The organism is Streptomyces sp. NPDC057694 (genome assembly GCF_042799415.1).
GTDB lineage: Bacteria > Actinomycetota > Actinomycetes > Streptomycetales > Streptomycetaceae > Streptomyces.
The window spans coordinates 26,057-50,162 of sequence record NZ_JBHVIX010000036.1 but is presented as its reverse complement, the minus strand read 5'-3'; the positions used below and the strand labels follow the sequence as shown (position 1 = coordinate 50,162).

At 68.4% G+C, this 24,106-nt stretch carries 1 protein-coding gene (only partly in view); it reads left to right on the top strand.

Annotation, left to right across the window (positions count from 1 at the left end):
• The first annotated feature begins 106 nt into the window (after positions 1-106).
• Positions 107-24,106 carry the 5' portion of a hypothetical protein gene (locus ACFVDP_RS40725; RefSeq protein ID WP_383501838.1) on the top strand. Its footprint extends 19,455 nt past the window's final position, so the window shows 24,000 of its 43,455 coding nt (coding positions 1-24,000); it begins with the start codon at positions 107-109; its stop codon lies off the right edge, out of view.

The following is a 24,106-nucleotide window of genomic DNA, read 5'->3' as shown; positions in this document are numbered from 1 at the left end:
CGAACCCGCATGCGCAGGTGCTACGTGTATCAAGCAACGCCACACGTGTGTCATCCGCGGTTCGCCGTGTGGTTCGGCTGTAGGTGTTTTCGCTGTTCGGAGGGAGGTGATTGAAGTGAGCGATTTTGTCGACGGTGTTGTGGTGGCGTTGACGGGGATGCACCGTCCGGATGGTGATGCGGGGCGGGTGCGGGCTGAGGTGGAGCGGCCGCATGTGGAGTTGGCTGAGGGTTTGGGGGATGTGCAGGAGCTGATCGCGCGGGTGGCGGGGTCGGTGGCGGGGTCTGCTGAGGGTGAGTGGAGTGCGGCGTATGTAGCGGCGATGAAGAAGTTCGCGGGGGGTGAGGGAGCGGATTACATCGCGGCGTTGCGGGAGACGGCGGTGCGGTTGGCTGAGTATGCGCATGAGTTCGCGTATCAGCTGGATTACACGAATCGGATGATCATCGCGCAGGTGGTGCAGTTTTTGCTGGAGTGGGCGTTGACGCTGGTGATGGCGGTGTGGAATCCCATCGGGGCGTTGATTGAGCAGTCGTTCCTGCGGGCGTTGTATCGGGGGGTGTTGCGGAGTTTTCTGTTGCGGTTGTTGGCGGCGGTGGCGACGCATGAGGTGTTGAACGTGGGGTTGGCGGCGGCGATGGACGGGTTGGTGCAGTGGTCGTTGGCGGCGGACGGGTTTCATACGTCGCAGGGGGGCCGGTATACGAAGCAGGCGGTGGAGTTTGGTGCGGTGCAGGGGGCGTTCGGGGCGTTTGTTCCGTTGTTGGGTGGGGTGTTGGGGTCGGGGTTGGGTCGTTTGGTGGGGCGTGATGTGGCGGGGGTGATCGGCCGGGATGTGGACCGGGCGTTGGCGGGTGTGCGTGGGGAGGTGGGGGGTGTGGGCAAGGCGGGTGGTGGGTCTTTCGGCGGTCGGGTGGGGGAGTTGGCGGCGGGGATGGCGCGGAGTGCGCAGTTTGGTGGGGTGCGGGGTGAGGCGGGGAGGGTGTTTGCGCGGGAGGCGGGGGATGTGTTCGAGGCGGGGTTGGGTGGTGTGGTGGGTCGGGATGTGGCGCGGCGGATGGGTGGTGAGTGGGCGGGGGCGTTGTTGCGTGGTGTGGGCCGCAAGGATTTGGCGTTGGGGTTGGGGCGGGCGGTGACGGGGGTGCGGTCTGAGGTGCGGGATGCGTTGTCGGTGGGGGTGGCGCGGGCGGTGGGCCGGGACTGGGGCCGGAAGGTGGCGGGGTTCTCTGGCGACGCGCTGGCGTGGGGTGTGCATCAGAACGTGTCGGAGGGGTTCTACAACCTGTTCACGACGGGGAAGTTCAAGACGTCGTGGGAGTCGTTCGTGGGGGGTGCGGTTCCGGGTCTGCTGTCGCACGGTTTGACGCGGAACGCGTCGTGGTTGGGGGCGGGGCTGCGGGAGAAGGCGGGCTGGGGCAAGCTGCCCGGTCTGCCGGCCGGGCTGGGGGGAGCGGGCGGTGAGCAGGGCGGGGTGAATTCGGGTCTGGGTGTGGTGGAGGAGTGGGGGGCGTTCCGGCAGGCGCGGGACGGTGTGTTCGGGGGACGGCTGCGGACCGCGGTGGGGACGCGGGATGCGGTGGTGGATGCGGTGGGGGATGCGGGGGGTCACGTGGCGGCGGGGGTGGCGCGTCGTGGGGTGGGGGATCTGTGGGGCGGGCGGTATGTGCGGGAGGGGGAGGAGGGGTGGCGGTTCGCGGTGGACCAGTTGCCCCGGGAGGTGCAGGAGCGGGCTGCGCAGTGGCAGGACCGGCGGGCCGGGGCGCTGGAGAGCGCGGATGCGGTGGTGGGGTGGGCGGACCTGCGCCAGCGGCAGGTGGATGTGTTCGGGGAGGACTTCGAGCGGGCGGTGGCCGACTTTAGGGCGGCAGACGTGTTCGACGGGCGGTATCTGCCGGAGCGGGCCGGTACCGACGCCGGTGGTGTGACGGGTGATGCGGATCGGCCTGTGGCGTTGTCGCTGGCGGACGTGGGCGCGCGGATGCGGCGGGAGTATGTGTGGGCGGTGGATGGGGCGGTGCGCAGCTTCGGGGGTGCGGATGCGCCTGGGGTGGGGTTGGTGGTGGATGCGCGGCTGGCGGAGTTGCGGGTGGAGTTGGCGGGGCGGGTCGAGGATTTGTCGATGCGGGAGCGGGCGGTCGCGGATGCGGTGGGGCGGTGGGAGTCGGGGGCGCTGCTGCACCATCTGCCCGAGGAACTGGGTCAGGTGCGGACGGAGTTGGAGAACCGGGTGCGCACGGCGCATGCCGGGTTGTCGGGGGAGTTCCGGCGGGCTGAGGCGGAGGCGGAGGCGGAGGGGGAGGCGGAGCCGGGGCCGGAGATGCAGGGGGGTGTGGGGGGTGAGGTGTTCAAGCGCCGCTGGAATGCGTATGTGGAGCGGGTCACGGCGCGTGACGTGGTGTCGGGGCGGGTGGAGTATCTGCGGGAGCGTCCGGCGCGGCTGGAGCAGGCCCGGGGGCTGATGGAGGAGGCCCTGGAGCGGTTCGAGGGGGATCTGTCGGCGGGCGGGGATCTGGGGGCTGAGGGCCGGCGGCGGGTGATGGAGGCGTGGGACGAGGAGATGCGCCGGGCGCTGGACGAGGACCCGCACCAGCCGGCGGCGGGAGAGGCGGGGGTGCGGCGGCTGCCGCTGGCCGCATGGGAGGAAGGTTCCCGGGCGGGCGAGAGCAACGCAGGGGCGGGCGCTCTGGCGCGGTGGCTGGCCGACCGGCCGCTGGCGGGGGAGGACGGCGCGCGGCACGGCGTGTCCTGGGAGCGGTTGCCGGCGGGGGCGGCGGCCGACGCGTTGCGGCGGCCGGCCTACGAGCATGCGCTGCAGCACGAACTCGACCGGGCGGCGAAGGACTTCACGGCGCTGGCCGGGCGCAGCGGCGGTCCGGACATTGACGCCGGGACGCTTCAGCGGATCGGGCAGGACTACCGGGACGAGACGCTGGCCACCTACCAGCGGCTGTTCCACCCCGCCGACGACCACCCCCACGACATCACCGCCTGGCTCGGCGACGAACGCGCCCACGAGAACGCCTTCGCCGCCGCTGTCACCACGGCCCGCACCACCCCGGCCCCCGACCGGCCCGCCCCCGCCCCCGGCCCCGCTCCTGGCCGTCCCCGCACCGAATCGGGCCCCACCCGCCCGCAGACCGACACCGCCCCCGACCGCCCCGGGACGCAGACCACCCCGGCTCCCGACCCGGCCGCCCGGCCGGGCACGGCCGACACCGCGACCCCGCGCACGGACACCGACGGCCAGGCCCGGCTCCACCGGCCCCGCACCGAAACCTCCGACATCCCCCTGCTCTCAGAAGTCCGCCGGGACACCGACACCGGCACCCTCAACGACGACGCCAGCGACACCGGCACCCTCAACGACGACGCCAGCGAGACCGGCACCCTCCTCGACGAGGACACGCTTGGGTCTGCTCTCCCGAAATGGGATGCGCCCAAGGGGGACAAGGAGGCAGTTGAGGCGGCACAGGCGGCGGAAAAACCGCAGGACCCGTTCGTCGGCATGGCCGACACACAGGAATCCATGGTCAACGGCCTGCGGACGGCACGAGACGCCGCTCTCCAGGCCGGCCGCACCGAACAAGCCGCACAACTCACCGCAGCTCTGGAAACCTACCCACGAGCAGCTGACGACCAGGCCGCCGATGACGCTGCTCTACGGTTGCGGGGCGGCGCACCGGACCAGGACGCCAGTCGCTCTCAAAGCCCGGCTGGTTCGCTGTTCGACGGTCCGCCCACGCCGGCTGGTTCGCTGTTCGACGGTCCGCCCACGCCAGCTGCCCAGCCCTTCGCCCTGTCACTGCCCACCGTCACCGGCTTCTCTCTGTACTCCGGCCATGCCCGACAGGCCGGTATGGATACAGGGGGAGGAGATGCTCAAGTACATTCTGCTGAAAGTGTGCGCCGACCCACACCCATCAGCGTCGAGGAGCATATCTATGCTCCCAGCGCTCGGGCCCGCGCCGACCTTGGTGAGTTGGCTGATGTGCCGTGGCACAGCGCCGCACCATTCCCCAATGCCCTTAGGTGGGAACGCGACAGCACCGAGGATCATTATCTGTCCCAAGATGAATTCACGCACCTCAGTGCCCTCCTTGATTCTCATCCTAACGCCACCATCGGTGGCGTGTGGGATCACGTGCGTGCCATTTTTGCAGACCTGCCTATAACGGAACTTCAGCGCCTCCATTATGCCTACATAAACTCTTCGGAAAAATACGCAGAGGGGCTAATCGTTGCGGCACTGTCCGCCTGGCGGAATGACCAAAGCGCCTGGGAGGCTGGGCAGGACCGCAGTTACATTCTGCCTGCACGACGCGCAATTCTCATCATCGACGGGCAAGATGTTCCTTTCGGGCGAGAGCTGTTCGACATGCAGAGCGAGCCGAGAAAGCTGCAGGATTCCACGGTTGCTGCACTGCGTGATCTCAGCGTGGACCTCAAACTGGTCGAGAAGGATCATTACAAGCTTATTCCTGGACCAGGTCAACGCGCATTTAAGATCCCCCTGACCGTCGATTGGCAGCGCAATCTGGTTGCAGCTTTGACTGCCTGGCGAAATGACTCCCAAGGGGTGGCCGGAGGAATAGATCGTAGTTATGTGCTCCCTTCCGAAAGCGTAAGGCAAACTATCGAGGGGGAATTTGGGGCGTTTTCCTTCCCTCTCGGTTATTCGCTGCGCAGGCTGGAAGTTACTGCGCGAGAACTACTCGACTCCACAGTTGCCGATCTGCGGAATCTGCGTCTTGTGCTTGAACCGACCGAAGACGGTCGCTATTTGCTGGTTCCGAGCGATGGGCAGCGGCCTTCGCGCAAGCGGTATTCGGTGCAAGAATTCCTGATAGCTTTTGATGCCTGGCGAAGCAATCCTGAAGCCAAGGCCAAGGGGGAAGATCGCAGTAAAGTCTTCCCTATGAATAAAGAGATCCAGGATGGCGTTCCGATCGGGCAGCGTCTTAAGCATATGATTACGGACGGGGAAGATCTTACTGCCGAGAATAGAGCTGCGCTGCAAGAACGTGGCATGGTCTTTGCTGAAAAACCAGGAGGTAAGTGGCTCCTGGTCGTGCAGGAAGGTCAACGAAATAGCCCCATTGCGGAAGCAGACATTATCGAAGCATTCGATCTCTGGCGCAACGATCCCGAAGCCCGGAAAAAGGGAGAAAAGCGCGACAACGCCATACCCAAATCGAGGGCCAAGGTGCTCTTGCCGGGGCGGACCGCGCCGACGCCTCTCGGGCGGTGGATGGAAAATTTCGGACGTAAAGACGGAAAACGCATTAAGGAATCGACGGCTAGGGAGTTTGAAAAGCGGAATGTTCGACTAGAAAAGCTGGCTGACGGCAAGTACAAGCGAGTCCGAGATGTAGGCGATGGCGATGCTCTGCCGACGGAGAGGGCGGATGGGCAGGCAGGGGGACCGAAGCGTCGCAAGCGCAAAAAGTTGCCTGCTCCCGGCGCTTCGGGTGCGCAGATTGAAACCTCTCGGGTGCCCGAGAATGATGCCTCAAGTGCATCAGAGCGAGTGCCCGACGAGAGCGGATACGGCACCGTAGGCGCAGTCGGATCGGTGCCGTTTGCGAGCAGTTCAGCGGTGTCATCTGAGCAATCGGTGGATATGGTTCCACTTGCCGATTCGATGAGCTCCATGCATGTGCGCGCGTATGGTGATCTCGGATATTCGGAAGGGGAGCAGGTATCTGCTCCGCCGATGGCAGATGTGCACGGTCTTATGCCGGTGGATCCCTGGACCCAGTACATTGCGGCGCAGTATGGCCTGCTTGCAGCGGATGTCAATGCGGATGGCAACCGCTTCATGAACGCACTCGCGGCCGCTGCCGGAATTCCTGGTACTACTAGTTCGATTGCAACTGCCGCTGAGGTCCGAGCCCAGCTGGCGACCGCACTGACTGACGATGTGCAACGGTCACCGTATGAGCGACTTCTGTGGCCACATCTGGAAATGCAGGCCCGCACGATCTTGGCGGAGGAACTAACGCGCAACGACGGTCTGGTCGTGGGTGACCAGGCATACAACATCTGGCGAGATGGGTACCTGACGCAATGGGAACTTTCGCCCGACGGGATCGGCGATGAGTACCGACAGCACATCATTGCTTCGATCGCGGCCGACGGGCAGTACAACAGTGCCGGGGGTGACCTGGCCTCCTTGGCCGCTGCTCACCTTTACGGCTTTACCTTGCACACGCTGCACATTAATCCGAGTACCAGCCAAACCTCTCTTTCGTCCTTCGGCCCTCGTACGGGTTTCGACGTCCATTTGCTCCGCCGGTACACCGGCGATCCGGGAACCGAGCACTGGATGCCGGCGTGGCCGAATCTGGACGTCTCCGACCTGACTGGTGCCTCCGCACTCCCGACCGGACTTGCCCAGCCCTCCCAAGACTCCGACCCGAACACTTCCGATGCGGCCTGGCCGGTGTCCGGCGCCTTCTCGGGCGGGTTGCCCGGGGGCAGCCGGGACGCCGGTCGTGACCCGATGACCACTGACTGGCCCGCAGGACACGTCTTCACCGCGGCAGGCCCCCGTGACAGCGGCAACCAGCCACTCACCGTGCCGGTCGGGCAAGTGCCCGGTCTGCTGGATGGCGGGAAGAAGTCCGAGCAGAAGCGGCCCGAGCAGTGGCACACCCTCGTCCGACACCGCCCCGCGGCCGAAGGAATCAGCAACGACGGCGCACGTGACTCCTTCTCCTATGAGGTCAGTACCGCAGGCCGGATTCACCTCCCCGACGGCCAAGTCCTGCCGGCCGGACCCTGGTTCGCGTACGGACACGACTTCGTACTCCTGCACTCCGACGTCCACCTGCTGCGCGGCGACAGCGCCTGGATCGGCCGACCGGACAACGCCGACCAGCTCCGCGCCTACCTCGCCGAGTACGGCACCGCCCCCTACGACCTCTCGCTCGGCCCCGACGGCCTGTACCTGACCCCCGACAACGTCGGCACCGGCGAGGGGAAGCGCGAAGCCGCTCACATCCCCGCGACCCTTACCGATGGGGCCGAGGCCCGTCCGGCCCCGAGTCCGTCGCCGCTGCCCTCCGCTGCCGATGCAGGCGTCGCGCGGTTCGAGGAGTCGCCGGAAGCCGGTGAGCCGGCGGGGCACGCGGAGCAGGAAGAGAGCCGGGACGGTTCGGGCCGGTCCGAGGACCGCACGCCCACCGCCTCACCGGGCGCGTCCGTCACCGTGCATCCCGTCCTTCAGCCCGCCCTGCCCGACGCGGTCACACGGCTGACCCACGACGACCGTGCGGGCGAGCTGGGCCTCGTACATCTCTCGCCGATGCCGGACGCGCCCTTCGCGATGCTGCGCGAAGCCGTGCTCCAGGAGCTCGAACGCCTGGACGACGGCAACCGCGGACCGCTGGACACGGTGCGGGCCTGGGCGGGCGGTGCGGACGAGGGCCGGGCGGCCTGGCTCGCGGAGCTGACGCCCACCGCACTGGAGTCACGCCTGCGGGACGCCCTCGGACCCGCCGGCGCGCTGTTCCGGCTGCCCGACGGTGACCCGGGCAGCGGTCTCGTTCTCGGCGTCCGGCTCAGGCTCGCCGACCCCCGGCCCGCCGCGTCCCGGCTCGCGGATCGGCCGGGAGGCGTACAGCGCTGGGTGCTGGCCTCGGCCACGACCGGGGTGTCCGCGGGCAACAGCGACGTGCGGACGGGCAGCTTCAGCTCCTCGCACGTGGCCCACGTGCCGACTTCCGCCGGACTGCCGTCCGTCTCCGTGGGACCGGAGCTCACCGCCACCGTCAACAAGGTGAGCCAAACGGCCGGTGGCGGCTACGTCATCCGCTCCCTGAACCTCCAGGGCGCGCAGCAGGAACGCACCGAGCAGTACGCGTACACGGCCGTGCTGGAGTTCCGCGTCGTGCCCCTGCTCCAGGCGGACGGGCCGGCGGCCGCCTGGAGCACCGTGCGCGAAGCGGACGCGACGTGGCAGCAGACGGCCTCCTTCCCCGCCCACCTGCTGCGTACCTCCGGCGGCACCGGCGACGAACCGGAGGAGCGGCTGACGCCGACGCCCTGGTCGGTCATCGAGGAGTCCGTGCCGCTCTACGGCATCGAGTCCTTCCCCCACCACGAGGTGCTGTTCGACGACGTCATGGCGGCCTACCCGCGCCTCGGCGAACTCGACGGACGGTCCATGGAGGCCCTACGCTCCTACCTGTCCGAGAACGGGCTGCGCGGAGGTTTCGTCCGGCCCGGTACACCGCCGCTGTACGACAGGAACGGCGCCGTCGTCGGCTACGTCTCCGTCAACTTCACCCTGCACTGGGCCGACGACCGCGGATACCAGGGCGAGACGACCGCCACGGCCCTGGAAGCCGGCGACATCATCCGCATCACGTCGGCCTCGACCGGCGCCTCCCTGACCAACGGGCTCTCCCTGGGCGGCAGCCTCGGCCTGGGCTGGCTCGGCGGCCGGCTGAACCTCTCGGGAAGCCTCGGCGGGCAGTACGCGGAGAGCCACGGGCTGAGCACCTCCCAAGGAGTGCTCCAGTCCTTCGCACTGCGCTCCTCCGCACCGCACGTGCTGCAAAGGGCAAGGTTGCTACCGCGGGTCCGGCTGGTGCGTCCGGACGGTGCGCCGCTGCTACCGGCCCACGGGCGACTGGCCCGGAACGATCACGATTACCCCGTCACCCTGCGCGTCCCGTCGTCGGCGTCGGTGCGGGCACCCGGCGATCCCGAGCGCCCTGAGCGCACCGTGCCGCCGCGCGACGTCCGTGAAATCGCGCCGGGCATGACCTCCACTCCGGTGGCGATGACCGGCGCCGACCAGGTGTTCCGGGAGCTGGAACGTCTCCTGCGACAGCGGGGATACCTGCCGGACGTCGAGGGAACACCGGTCGGCAACGCCGACGCCCGTCATCACCTGCTCAACAACCAGCGGCTGCTCCTGGAGGCACAGGAGCCCTGGGGACGCCGCAACCTCCTGATGGCGCCCCTCGACCTCGCCTTCGCGAAACTGGACCGGACCGGCCTGTCGCGACTGGTCGTAGGCCTCGGGGTCGAGCCGGACACGGCTGACGGAACCCCCGCCGCCGGCGAGCACGTGCTGTACGCGCCGGGGCTCAGGATCCTCAACTTCACGGCCTCCTACGGCGAGGCCGCCTACGCGCGGACCCGGACCGAACGGGCCTTCAACGCGAGCCTGTCGTTGTCGGGCGGTGGCCACGCCTCCGACCTCGTCGGGCTGTCGGCCCGTGTCGGCGGATCGGGCAGTACCCAGGCTTCCCGGACGGACGCCCGGCCTGTCGCGCTCGGCGAGGAGGACTACTACGTCAGCCCCCTGGAGGGGGGCGTGCACATCACGCGGCATGCCGGTGTGCTGCGGGCCGCCTTCTCCGACGAACGCCTCCCGGATCTCGTGGGCCGGGTCGAGGCGCGGTTCGCCACCCCGGACTACCGCATGCTGGCCAGCGCGGAACCGGGCGACGTCACGCCGGTACCCGTCATCCGTGAGGTCACCGAACAGGACACGCGCAACCTGGCGGACCGCGCGGCGGGAGCTTGGCCGCACCTCTTCCCGCGCGGCGCTTTCCTCGAACGGCTGACGCTGGAGGACGCCGTCCAGGCAGCGGTCCTGCGCGCCGTCGGAGAGCCGGCGGCACCCGGCCACCAGGATCAACAGGGCCACCAGGACCCTGTAAATCACCAGGGCCGCCAGGACGCTGAGCCGGAGGACGGCGGGGTAGCGATGCCCGGCGCCTACGAGTTGACGGTGCTGGCCGACGGTGAGGACCGGGCCGCCGAGCGTGCTGCCCGGACGCCGAACGACGAGCGGACGCCGCAGGCAACAGAGCAGACCGGAGAGACCGGAGACGAGGACGCACGAGCGGTCGGCCCCGCCGCCGCCGAACTCCGGCCGGCGGAGAACCCCCTGCCGCACGCCGAGGACGACGCCCCCGAGCCCTACCCCGACGGACCCTCGCTCGCCGCCCGGCTGACGGAACGCCTGCGCACGGACATGCTCGGCGAACGGCGGGAGGACCCCTCCTCCGCGTTCCGGGTCCTGGCGCGCGCCGCGTTGTCCCGGGCCCACCTGATGGACCAGTTCTCGGCGATGGTGCGCGACCCCATGGGCACGCTGATCGTCGTCGGGAACGTTCCGGTACGACTCCGGGCCTACCTCCAGGACGTGCGACGGTCGCCCGACACCACCGACGGCGTCGTCACCGAGCGCTGGCACGTGGCGGGCGATGGAGCGGACGTCACCTCCTCCGCCGGCTCCGGGCGCACCCTCTCCCTCTCGCCCGTCCCCGCCGTCGCCCTCGGCACGACCCCCTCGGCGAGCATGTCGGTGGGCCTCAGCAGCGGATCCGGCTCCGGCACGGGCACGACCCACTCGGACCGCACCACCAGCTACCGCATCACGACCGAGGGCGAGACCACCGCCCCGGTCCACCACTTCCGGGCCGGACTGGTCGTCACCATCGACGTACTGCCCGACAGGCAGGGCCTGACGGGCACCGCGCTGCGCGCCGCGCTGCGCGGCGGGGAGACCCGCACCATCGCGGTCGAGGCCGCGGAGTCGGTCGACTTCTTCGTACGTGAGGCTGAGCTGCACGAGGACGCGGGCCTGGCGGCCCTAGTCGCCGCCGCCGGTCCCGAGGCCGGGCCCGCGAGCGCTTCCACGGCTGATCCCGTGATCGATTCCTCGGCTGATCCCGTGGCCGATCCGGCACCCGCGTCCTCCCTGCCCGCCTCCTTCCTCGCCAGCGGTGACCTGGGGCCGGCCTCCGCCACCCGGGTCACCACCGAGCCCGGCGAGGGACACCCGTTCCACGTGGCGAAGACGCTGCTGAACCGGGTGGCGCCGGGTGCCCTCACCCCCGGCATCGGCTACGTCCCGCAGGCCGAGGTGGCCGTCCAGCGAATGACGTCAGAGCGCGGTCTCGCCCAGGCCGTGTCCATGCGTCAGGTCTCCGTGTCCTTCGCCCACACCGGTCTCTTCGGCACGCGCCTGGTGACCCTCTCGCTCCAGGCCGACCCGGCGCCCGGGTTCGAGGACGTCACGGTCCGCAAGGCACCTTCCGGCAGTGGTCTGGAGACGCAGCTGCTGTGGTCCACCGGCGCCGGCTCGTTCCTGGCCGGGCCGAACGCCGCCGCCGACAGCACGTCTACCAGCTCGAACACCGGCGTCAGCGCGAACTTGTCGCTAGCGGGCAGATTCGGGCTGTCCGCCGGAGAGGGCAATCAGCACAGCATCTCGCGGAACCGGGGGCGCAACCAGGACCACCGCGTGTGGCTGCACCCCGGCGACACCGTCTCCGAGGCCGACGTGCCGTTCGTCTTCCGGTTCCGCGTCGACTCCGCGGCCCTGGCCACCGCCGCGTCCATGCTGCCGCACCTCCCCGAGACGCTGCTCCGTCCCGTCCTCCCCACGTTCGCGGCCGACCACGTGGCGAAGAGCGCGGCCTGGCTCGCGCACGCGGGCGGTGTGCACGAGGTGGTGCGCCCCTCGCTCAGCGCGGTCGCTGAGGCACGGGCCACGGCGAGAGTCCGCTTCGTCTCCGACACCGTTACGGTCCGCTGGCCCGGCCCGCTCGTCCGGCCGTCCGTAACGGAGCACGACCCTGCCCAGGGACCGTGGGTGCCCGCGGGCGCTGCCGCCGTCGCTCCGCAGCCTCCTCTGAACACCGCGTGGCGGCCGACCGGCGTCCTGGAGGTCCACCACTTCGACGCCTTCCCGCAGCTTGCCCGGGCGCTGGAGGCGGTCACGCCCGGACTGGCGGCGCAACGGGACCCGATCTCGCCGCCACCGTCCACGCAGGGCATGCTGATCCGGCTGCGCGAACTCCTCGATGACCGCAAGGCCACGCCGCAGCTCCTGGGGGCGGCGAACATCGCGCCGTTCGTCGGCAGTCACGGAGCCGACGGCACGACGATCCAGGTCCAGCTGTACGACGCGGTCACCGTGGTGTCCACCGTCTTCTCGGCGGACAGCGCCGACATCACCACCCTCAGCGCCTCCTCCGGGGTCTCCACCACGACCGCTCCGGCCCTCGGTGTGAGCGGCGGCGAGGGCTTCAGCCTCGGCATCTCGGCGGGCAACCGCCCCCAGTACGCGCGGTCCTCCGGCGCAGCCCTCCAGGAACGCCGCTACCGGCGCTCGGGCACCACGCAGGCATCCCCGGACGGCACGGGCGCCACCGGCTACCAGGTCGCCGCGGTCGCCGGGATCACCTTGACCGGGCCGGGCGGCGTACGGCGGTACGTGGTGGGCAACATCCACCTGCGCGCCCTGGAACGGCCGCCGTCCCCGGCACTGAACGGCGTCGAGTTCGCCGTGGCCGCCGACGACGCGGCGCGCGCCGCACGCCTGCCCGATGACGCCGCGCAAGGACATGCTCCGGCACCGCGGCTGCTGGCGGAGCTCCTCGCCGCCGTGCAGCAGTTCGAGGGAGCGGGCACCCGCCCCGCACGGCTTCCCGAAGAAGCCGACTGGCAGGAGACCCGCGGCGACGCCGCCGCCCTGATCCGGGCCCTTGAGAGCCGAAGTGCCGGAACCCTGGCGCTGATCGCCCAGCCATCGGGACAGGCCAGTGACATGCAGGCCCTGGCCGCCTATCGCATCCGTGAGGGCGGGGTGCGCTGGGCCGTCCTGAATCCGGCGGGGGCCCACGTCCTTGACGGCACCGTGGCTCTGGACGCCGACGCCCGAACCGCCCTCTTCGACCGGGAGGGCAACCCTCTCGACACTCTCCTTTTCCCGCCGGTCACCCCGGGGGAGGAGTCCGACGCCCGGGAAGCTCAGCCCGCCGACGACGCGACGGGCGGCCCCGGCACGTCCGCCGCCGAGGAACACGCCCTTGAGGTGTTGCGGGGAGCCGGCGAGCCTGTCCGGCGGGAGCAGACGGACAGCGTCGGGACCGGCGGGAACGACACGGTGAACCGGGCGGACACGCTGGGGCATCATCAGCCGTTCGCCACTTTGGACGCCGAATCCCGCCGCGACGTCGTCGAGGGCGTGAAGCGCTTGCTGGACAGGGCGGTGCCCGACGCCGCACTTCGGTCGCGCTTCGACACGAGCATGGAGAACGTGGGCCGGTGGCACGACGCGCTTCCCGGCACCCACCACAGGCAGCCGCTGAACGCGCGGGCCTCTTCGATCGCTCTGGCCCTTCAGAGTGGCGGTCACGTGACGCTGCCAGGCGGTGCACCCACGCGGCAAGGCAAGCGCAGAGCACCGCAGGGGACGCATACCCGACACCAGGCCGGCACTGAGCAGGCGACGGCCGGTCCGTCCCGGCGCGCCGACCGCGATGCCGCCTCCGCCGTGACCGAGCGGCGACTGCCCTCGGCAGGCGCCGATGCCCAGCGTGAACTGGGCATGCTGGCCTACCGGTTGTGGAGGGACCAGAGCAAGGACTACATCCCCCAGAACAAGTCATCCCATTTCGCCCCATGGCATCCCGCTCTGATCCAGAAGTTGCGGTTCCCGGTAGAGGCCGACGACGACGCCACTTTCGGCAATGTGTGGGAATATCTGCGTTCCTCTTACGATAAGAAATTGTCGATCGTGGAGATGCAGCATCTCCACAACGACTACGTGACATCTCGTAAAGAATGGTTCGCACCGAATGAAACGCGGGAAGGCGCGTTGGTTGAGAATTTGCCCTCAAGTGAGTCGGAGGTTTGGAACGCCAAAATAATGATGGCCATCCGTGGCTATTACAGGGATGCCAATTCGATTCTGCGTCCCGAAAGGGTCGGACGTAGGCCGAAGTACGATACTGTGGTGAATACCCCGCTGGGTGCGGCAAAGTTGGGCCAACATGTTGATGGCCTGGTCCGGAAAGGGGTGAGATGGGTCGACGGTCCACTGTTGGCCGAGTGGGAGAGCGTGGGTCTTCCCCTCAGCTTCGGCGAAATCCGCAAGGGTGACGGCAGACCGGTGTGGCACCTTCCCCAAGGTTCCCCTGGCTCACGACTTGACCTCAGGGCGGAGCTGGCCGCGTACATCGAGGCTTATCCCGAAAGTTACGGGGATGTCCCTGGGGAGGGTGCGGTACAGGATCTGCGCGATGTCGTCCAGAAACTTCTGGTAACCGGAATGAAGGTTCGGCTGTCCGGTTTGCTGGAGTTTGATCTTACGGAATTCGGGCTGTCGCCGCACAAAAAGGAAAACGGTGAATGGTGGATCGACACGGCTGCCATCGCCACGGCGCAGGCTCACTTCATCGATCAAGGTTACGCAGACAGATTCAGGCACGGCTTCGTTACCCCGTTGGATTATAAGGGAATCGCGAGAGACGGCGCTTCGATACATGTGGGATTGCTGATCCACACACTGGCGGTGCATGGAAAAACGACTCTTTCCGAAGAGGTGCGCGAGGCTCTGGTCCGAGCCGGTCTGGACCCGCGGCAGCACGGGGAGGACGGCCGTTGGTGGATTCACCCCCGGAGCACCCCGTCAAGCTCGTTCGCGGCTGGGAGAATCCGTCCCCGACCTGAGTTCATGCTCTACGCGCCGGGCCACGGGGGCGAGCTGCATCCTGCGCCGGTCACGGGACCTGAGCTTGCGGAGCACGGCGCCGGCCGTCACGGACTGGCGGTGCAGGACGTCCCGCTCGACAGTAACCGTGTCCTCAGCGCTCTCGTCCTGTCGGCGGGGCTGACCGACGAGAAGGGAGAGCAGGCAACGGTCGAGCTGACGCGCGTCGTCGCAGTCCGTGCCTTCACGTCCAACGGGCAGCTGGTCTGGGGGGACAAGCTTCTCCGCCCCCAGGCCGCGCTGGCCGTGGCAGGAGCGGAGACGTGGACCGGCGCCACGATGCCCGCGACCGACGGATTCCTGCAACGCGTCAGGGACATCGGTGCACGCCAACTGAGCACCGAGGCAAGGAAAGCACTCGTCCGCGTGCTGGAGAACGCCCGATACGCACGCGTCTTCGCCGGCTTCACCGCAGGCGCCGTCGCCGTGTCCCATGGGGTGAGACTGACGGTGTTCGCCGTGTCGGACACCGGGGAGGCGTCGGCCTATCGACTGACGACTGCGGGACGTCCGGCCATACTGGTTCGTGCCGACGGCGACCGGCCCGACTCCGAGCGCTGGCTGGCCGCCTGGCCCAATGCGGACGCTGCCCGTGCGGACGTGGACGAGACGCTGGCCTTGTGGGGGCAGTCACCGGCGTACCACGGGGAGATCGTCGACACCTACACCGCGGAGACGCCCACGCTGGACGCGGTACGGCGGGCCGCGGTCATCACCGTGCGACGCCTGCTGAACCCCCAGACCGTACCGGTGGAAGAAATCCTGGGCCGGCTGCGAACCCTGCCCACCACCGGTGCTCCCTCCGACAGCCTGGCCACCGTCGTTGAGGTAGCCAATGATCTTCTCCGTCTCTCTGCGGACGACGTGACTGCCGGCCCGGAAGAACAGGAGCCCGCCGCAGTCGTTGAGGCCGCGAGCACGAGCGGTGGTCCCACCGGCCGGTTCGAGGCGTTGCCGGACTCGTTGGACGAGGAGAACCGGGCACGGGAGACCGGCGTACTCCAGGGCGCGGACATGGGCCGGCACACGGCGCTGCGGGTCGGAGCCCACGGCTTCGACCCGGTGGCAGCGGGCCTGCGGGCGGGCAGCGCTGTCGAAGTGGTCGGAATCCGCCAGGGGGCGACGGAGTTGGCGTGGGCGCAAGGGGCGCCGCAAGCGGACGGAGGATTCAGGGCGGCTGAGCAGTGGCACACCTACGCCAACTACTTCACCAACTCCGGCTCGGCGTTCTCCTACGCCGTGTCCAGTAGCGGAGCAGTGAACCTGCCCGACGGCCGGGTGATGGTGACGGGCATCTGGTTCCGCTATGGCGACGACTTCGTGCATCCGCCGTACGGCACGGTGCCCGCTCTGTTGCTGCGGGGGGACAGCGGCTGGATCGGTGAGGTGACCAACTGGGAGCAGCTACAGGAGACCATCCCGGTTGGGCCGCTCTACCTGCTGACAGCCACGGCGGCCGGACTGTACATCTCCACGGACATCGAGGCCAGCGAAGCCGTTCTGACGATGCGCCTTCCGCTTGCCCCGGCCGTGGCGTCGTCCGCCGACATGACAACGGCCGGGCCGCCCCAGATACGTATGGCCCGCACCGACGAGGCCATGGCGGCCGGGCTGCGGCGAGCTCTGGAGGACGCCGAGAACATCGAAGCGGATGGCGGGACGGCGAGCCGGCTGCGCAGGGCCCTCGGGACGTTCTCGCAGGGTGCGGCGGCAGTTCCGTCGGGCCCGGAGACGGTGCGGGGCACGGTCAATGCGGCTTTCACGGCTGTGCCCGCCACCGACGCCGACCTGCGTGGCATCCGGTATTCGGAAGCGGCATCGGCTTTCGAGAGGAGGTTGGCCGAGCACGTCATGACGGGCATGCCCGTCGTCTCGGCACAGATACGCGTGCTGACGCAGGCCGCGTGGGCGCTGGTCGAGCAGCGGCAGCCCGTCCAGCTCAAGGCGTTCGGCCGCAACGATCCCACCGCTCCCGGTGCCGTCGGCCTCGACCTCTCGGTCTTGGAAAGCACCGTGAGGGAGGGCAACCTTCGTGAGCACCTCGCGATGCTCAACTTCGCCGCGGCCGGTGGCGCTTTCAAGGGCTTGTTCGATGTACCGCGTCATCCGGTTCTGCATCAGCGTTCGGAACCCGCGGGAGGACTGGTCAGCAGTGGGGTGTCCGGGTCGACCGTTGCACTGCTGGAGACGGCCGCCCGGCTGAGTGAGCTGACCGACGTCACCGTCGACATGCGCCTGGTACGGCTGGCCGCTGTCGGAGGGTTCGTTGGTGTCGGCCACCACACCTTCCACGAGGTCATGCTCGCTGCGCGGCTGTGGGAGAACGACCGAGGTGGCGTTCACGGGCTGGATTACCACGACGACTGGCTCCGTTACCGGCGGATCGAGCCGCTGACGGAGGAAGACCTTCGCCGATTCATTGCCGTGCAGGGGTTGTTCCCTGACGAGCACGCCGTGTTGGGGCCGACCGCAGATGTCCCGGGGTCCGGCGACGAGACAGACGGGCCCGACAGCCTCACCGCGGTGCAGCAACACGTCCTTGAGGTGCTGAGGGCGCCTGACGCACCTGTGCCGCTGGATGACTCGCCCCGACCTGTTGGGGACATCGACGACTCTGTCGGCCGGCCGGACGGGGATTCCGTTCGTACGACAGAGCGCTCGGACGACCGTGGTGACGAGCAGGCCCTGGAGCTGGTGGCGGCGGTGGACCACGAGCTGAGGAAGCTGCCGGGCACAGCTGAAGCCAAGGCCGGGGCACCGGAGGTCATGAGCGTCCACGACGCTCTGACCAGGTGGCAGAAGCGGCTTCCCCTCTGGGAGAAGGCCGAGCTGATGGCGCACATCATGCGGTTCGGCGAGCCGCCGCGGATGCTGGGCGGAGCGAAGAAGAAGAGCAGAAGAGGGGCGCAGGGCGGCGACGACACGGTCCCGCCGGCGCAGGGAACGCAGAGCTCGTCGCGGGCCGCGGGGCAGTCGGCAGCCACCTCCGCGAACACCTCCGCAGAGCGACTCGTTTCCGTCGCCCGTGCCTTGACGGAGAAGCTCCCCTACCCCTCTGACCTGCCCCCCGAGAGACTGCTGGCGACTGTCCGGGAGATCGAGGCCCGTGCCTCGGAGGAGTCGATGCAGCGGCTGCTCCGCCATCCGCATCTCGTCTACGCGGCGGTGCGGCAGCCGCTGCTGATCGGACTGTTGAGAGGGCACGCCGGACTGGTCGATGCGCTGAGCAAGGCCCACGACCTGGTGAAGTCGTTGGTCACTGCCAGTGACAATTGGTACCGGGCGCAGACGCCGCAGTCGGCGGAGATCCTCAGCAGGGATGAGGTGATCAGCGTCTTGGAGACCGACAACGAGGCCCGCGCGGTTCAGTTCGCGTTCCCGAAGATCCTTCAATTCCTCAACGGGCGTATGGACGTACTGCGTACGCTCGTGAAGCTTGACTCCTTCATCAAGCAAATCGTCGGAAGCTCACCGGAATTCGCGACCGCTCTGCTGGGTTTGAACGACCCCGTCGAGGCGTTGTGGCAGCTGAACTCCGAGGCGGCGCTGCCGTTCGTGCTGACGGTGAAGCTCGCGGACAGGCTCTTCGAAACTGAGCGGTTCTACGCGACCTTGCTCGTCGATGAGGGACTGCGGGTTGCTATCCGCCCCTTTCCCGAACAGTTGCGTGTCGTTCTGTCCTCGGCGAGCGCCCTGGAGTCGGTCAGGGCGAATCCGCGTGTAGTGGAGATCTTGAGCCGGTCACCCCTGCTGACGGATGTCCTGGAAGACATGCCGAGGACTGCGGCGCGGCTGTTGTCGGCCGAGGAGCGCATCACGGCGGCAGTCGACAACGCCGCGGTTGCGCTTGCCCTGTCCCACGACCCGCTTCGCTACGACGGCGTACCGGACAGGGATCTTGTTCAGGCGCTCACGGAGACGCGCATGCCTGCGGCCACGACGTCGACCGTATCCGCGATGACTTCGGAAGCGGTCGGACAAGCCACGGGCGCCGCCGTGCTGAGCCACCTCATCAAGGTCAGTCCCGCGGTGCGGGCTGTGGCGACGAGCAGTGACACCTCGCTCAAGCGCGTGATGCTTCAACGAGAAGACCTGCTGCGGCGTTTGGCCCGGTATCCGGAAGGGGTCGTCCATCCGCACGAATTGCGCCGTATCCTCAGGACGGAAATATTCGAACTACCCGCCGACAACGAGGCTGCTTTCTCGATTCTGAAAATGGCGGCACGGTATACGATCGTTCCCCTCTTTATTCGGCATATGTCGAAGCAGTTGATAGAGGCGACAAACGCCATGGTCGCCGAACTTCCTGAACTGTGGGATCTGCTGCCCCGGTCGCCGTTGCTTGCCTACCTGTTCTTTACGTATCCCGGTTTCCTGCGGTACCTGGATCTCGAAGAGGCGGCGTTCGATCCATGGCTCGCCGGAACTGCGAAGCGCTCCAGATCCGTCCTTCAGGTGTCCACGACGGGAGTGGCCGATCTGCACACAGCACTCATGACGAGGGACGCGGCACTGGCGCGGCTGCTGGCTCGTCATCCGTCGATCGCCATCGAGCTGGCCGGAGAACAGCGGTGGGGTGCGGTCAGGGACAACGTGCTGGACTTCCCGGGGTTGCTGCCGCGACTGCTCGGCACTTACGGAAGCATGTCCGCAACCCATTGGAAGGCACTGCTGACCGGCGACGTGGTCGAAGCCTTGGGTGAGTTCGCGGGGCTGACCGCTTCGGAAGAAGCGCGGGTGGCTGGCGCGGATACCGTTCGGCCGGGCGGGGCGCTGGCGGAGGCGATGATCAGATTCCCGCGACTGCTGCGTGAAGCGGTGGCCCGGCCCGGGTTCGTGAAGGTGTGGAGAGAGCATCCTGGCGCGTTCGACGAGTCGGCGCGTCAGGTACTCGAACTGATTGATGACGTGCGAGGGAAGGGTAGCGATCGGGCCTTCGAGGAATCTTTCGATCATCTGGTGAAAGCGGTTGAGTCCTCGGGCGAGCTTCTTATAACCGAGGAGGGACTCGAGCTCTACCCGTTTATGGGGAGGCTGCTTGACATCATGATTTCCGGCTGGCGAGGGGAAATGCCTGCGGATGTGGTGGAAGTGGAGGCAGGGGCGGCAAATATTCCTGGGCTCTACGAGGTGATGCCGACTTATAAAGCCGTGCTCGAACGTGATGAGTTGCGCCTTGTCGCTATTTCCAACCGGTACTTCGCCCAGGCGCTCATGGGTGCGGGGCGGTTCCTCGACCTGATGATGATCCGTCCCTCGCTGGTGCGGCTCTTCGAGCGTGACCCGTTGATCATGCGACAGGTCGCTAGCGTAGATTATTTGCCCGATCTGCTGGCGGACGATGATTACGCATTCGGGTTGTTCAGCGAAAATTCTGGATTTCGGGAAAACACCTCCAGGGTTGATATGGTAGAAGAATACCGACGAAACCCTGAGATTGCTCCGGCTTATCATTCGCACCCGGAACTGATAATGCCGGATATGCAATACATTGCGAGTCTGGTGCTCAAGAGTGAGGCGATCGCGCGGGCAGTGGTGCAGCGGCAGGGGACGATGACGGCGTTGGGCCGGTCGCCCGGGCTGGTGAGCGTGCTGCTGGAAGCGACGGAGCGGGTGGCGGAGGCGGTGGTGGCCACCCCGGGACGTCTGGAGGCTTCCGCTGATGAACCGACTCTGGTCTTCGTGTTGGCGCATGCGCCGATCCTGGCGCACGCACTGGGGGAGCGGACCGATGTCGCCGCCGATGCCGAGTCGTGGCGTCGGCTGCTGGGCTCGGCCGAGATCATGGGACAGTTGACGGCGCATCCCGATGCCACGTGGACCGTGGTCGAGCCGACGGTCCTGCGGGCGGTCTCGGCGGTGCCCGGATTCGTGCGGGTACTGGCGTCCGTGGCGCCCGCGGTGCGCAGGGAACTGAGTACGCCGCGGGTGACACGGCTGGTGGAGCGAGCGGGCAAGGACCTGGTCGGCGCTCTGGTGGAGCGTCCGGAACTGGCTGTCGCGGTGGCGACGTTGCGGGGCCTGCCGGAGGCGTTGACACGCCGTCCCGGACTACTGCGGGATCTGCGCGGGCGTCCCGAACTGGTGGAGGGGCTGCGCGCCAACCGCGCTCTCGTCGACGACGCGCTGGCGGACACCCAGGTGTGGCGTCTGGCCCTGCGGCATCCGGCGCTCGCCCAGCACATGAACTCCCGGCTGCGGAACCTCCTGCGGCACTACCCGAAGTTGTCGGACGTACTGCTGGCACGCGGTGCTGAGCTGACCGCCGAGACCTGGGGCACGCTGCACAGGGCTCTGTCGCGGGGCGGCGTCCCCGCCCTGCTGCGGACGGAGGGACCGCTGGCCGGATTCGCCGCGGCGTTCGTGGAGCGGCCCCTGTGGCAGCAGCGGGCCGTGGACGACGACGACTTCGCCTCCGGTGTGCAGCGCCTTGCCGCGAAGCGGCTCCTGGCGGACCTGGTCACCGCCGAGGACCCCGGCCGGTTGTCGGCGGCACTGGACGCCCTGCGAGCCAGGCCGGGGTCGGTGGCCGTCCAACCGGTTTCGACGGCCGGGAGCCGGCCTTCCGGAGCGGTGACGACGCAGCCGTCCGTAACAGTGGCGACCGAATCGCGCCCCGAAGCACTTCAGGCGCTACCGCCTGAAGTGACGGATCTGCTGATGAGCGCGCAGGGCGATCGGGTGGCCGCCGACATCGCGGTCCACCCGGAACTCCTGCCACTGCTGAGCGCTGCGCCGCCGATCGCGCAGGAGATCGCCGCGCACCCGGACCGGCTGGAGTCGTACACGTTCCATCCCTTCCTCAAGAGCCAACTGCCACGAGCGGATCGTTTGGTCACCGGACCGGAGACGGCACAGAAGGGGCAGTCGGCGTCGGACCGCGATTTCGAAACGTACTTCGCGGCATTCGTCGAAGCGATCGACGTGGCACCGGGAGACCACTACAGCGCGGTCCGGGACGCGGCGCAGCACGCGTGGCGCCGGGTGGCGGCAGAGAGGGCAGGCGTGCTTGCGGAGCACGCGCGGAACGTCCGTGAGATCCAGCCCGGCGCGGAAAGCACCTGGCGGCTCAGCGGCCGCGTCCATTACGCGGGCCGGATGACGGCGGAGCGTCTCGCTCACGTGCTGCCGGCCGACGTGGCGCAGAATGTGGCACTGGGCCAGGGCGTGCGGGAGCCCCGCGGGGCCCGCCAGCTCAACATGGCGTTGCACGCGCACATCAACCGGGGCAGCGGCGGCGTGGCGTTCGTCTACGTGCTGGCGCCGGACGGCCGGGTCGACACGCTGATCTATGAGATGAGTACCGACCGGGCGGGCAACAACGACTACCGGTGGAGCGGCAGCCAGAAGCCCGTCTCGGGCCCTCCGTCGCTGGAGATCATCGCCAACGATCCGGTCCTGCGCGCCTCGCGCGAGCTGCTCGCCCGGCGCGAGGACTGGGCGCGGGAATTGAGCGAAGCTGCCCGGCCGCCCGCGCAGACGGACGTGGTCCGGCGGAGGGTCGCCGCGGCGGCCGCGCTGAACGAGGCGGTGAGGGAGTACCACAAGGCGCTGGGTGTTCTGCGTGCCACCGTCATGCGCGACGGGGGAGCCACCGGCGGTGGCCTGAAGACGGCTGCCGAGGCTCTGCTGGCTGCCGGTGAGTCGATGCGCGGTGTGGGAGCGGAGGTCTTCGAGCAGTTCTGGGAGCAGGCGGCACCGGAGGACCAGCAGGAGATCGCCACGGCGGTCGAGGACCTTTTCGCCTCGTCGGCGCCGCGGAGAACGGCGCGCGAGCTGGGCGCCGTCGCACTGGCCCACCGGGAAGCCGGTCCGCCCGCGGCGCGAGCCGTGGCACGGGCTCTGGTCCGCGAGGCCGGCGTCCCCCGGCCCGGGAAGGTGCGTGGCGGGCACCCGGAGACGGCACCCGCTGTCACGTATGAGGTGCCGACTGCTCGGGAATCCGTATCGGAGGTGTCGCCCGGGGTGATGACCGGGGATGTCCTCCGGCCGGTGGGGGACCTCTCGGGTGGTGAGGACGCTGTCGCCGTCACGTCCGGGCGGGTGGACACGGAGCGATGGGTTCCTTATGGGCGTGGCGATGTCGACGCGTTTGTCATCGACGCTCGTGGCGACGGTTCCCGGCATGTGACCCGGCCGGGCAATTCGGGCGAGTTGACCCGTGTCGGCTACTCCTGGCAGTGGCACGTCAGTGCCGCTGATCCGGCCGGACGTCTCCATCTGACCCGTCGGATCCATCTGCGTTCCGACGGAGTCGCTCCCGGCCGACTGGATGAACTCAAGCAGGACGTACTGAGTACCCTCGACACCTTGGTCAACCAGCCCGGTTACCGTGTGCCCGTGCCTGGTCTGGGCGTCGGCGAGGGACCGGTCCTGCGGGTCGAGGCCGAGTTCGTCGACGGGTCCGGTCCGGACGGTGCCGATTCGGTCGTGACGGTGCGGCCGGGTCTTCCCGGTCGGCGGCAGATGGTGCAGGACGTCTGGTACACCGACGTTCGGCCCGAGGCGTATGTGCACGAGATCGTCCATGGCCTCGGTGTCCGTGACGACGAGGCCGATCCGCGGGTGCTCCTTGTTCCGGGCGGTCGTACCGGCCCGCACGCCGATCCGGATTCCTCCAGCGTGATGGGGCCCTTCACCGCTGAGACCCTTGGTCGCCCGCTCATCCTCACCGACAACCACCTCCGACAGATCGCCGAGGTCTTCGCTCCGCACGCCCGCTACCCGCAGTTCCAGGCCCGGGACACGTCCGGCACCACCGTCCAGCCGGCCGAGGCGGCGGACTCCGCCGTGTCCTCTTCCGACCGCATGGCCGCGGTGGACTACGACTATGTGAGCCTCGACGACGCGCCAGTGCTTGTGGAGAGCCGGCCCGACGAAACCCTGTGGCGCTTCTCCAACAAACCGCCGGAAGAGATTTTCAAGTACGGCTTCACGGCCACTGACGAAGACAACGTCGTCGAGTTGACCGAATGGGTGGAGGAAGATCCTCGGGCGCAGTACGTATCGACCACCCGGGACCGTGATCTGTGGTTTAAGGGCAGGCCCTACCGGTACGAGATCGATCCGTCCCGGAACTCCGATCCGACCGGTGTGGATTTCAACGCCACACTCACCGGGCGGGAGGAGCACGACCACGTGACCTACTACGGGGTCGAGCAGGAGGTGGCCTTCACCCGTTGGATCGATGCGGAGGCCGTCGTGCGCGTCTACGACAGACCCAACGACCGCACCGGTGTGTGGAACACAGCGACCTGGAGCGTCGATTGGACACCTGGCGACACCACAGCGGGCGAGTCCTTCGCTGGTCAGGTCGACACCGCGCCCGCAGTCCACTACGCCGTGTCCCAGGACGCGCCGTCCGCGGAGTCCGGTCCGCGCGTGGACGGTCCGATCGGCACCGAAACTGCCAGGGAGGACACGGAGCGCGCGGCTGAGGACTTCGAGCGGCGGCTCGGCTCGCACTATCACCACGACCCTGCCGCCTTGGACGCCGCCCGCGCGGCGGTCGGCCGCCTCCGTGACGTGCTGCGCGTGGCCTTCCCCGACGAGAGCGAGGAGAGCACCGCCGAGGCGTTCCTC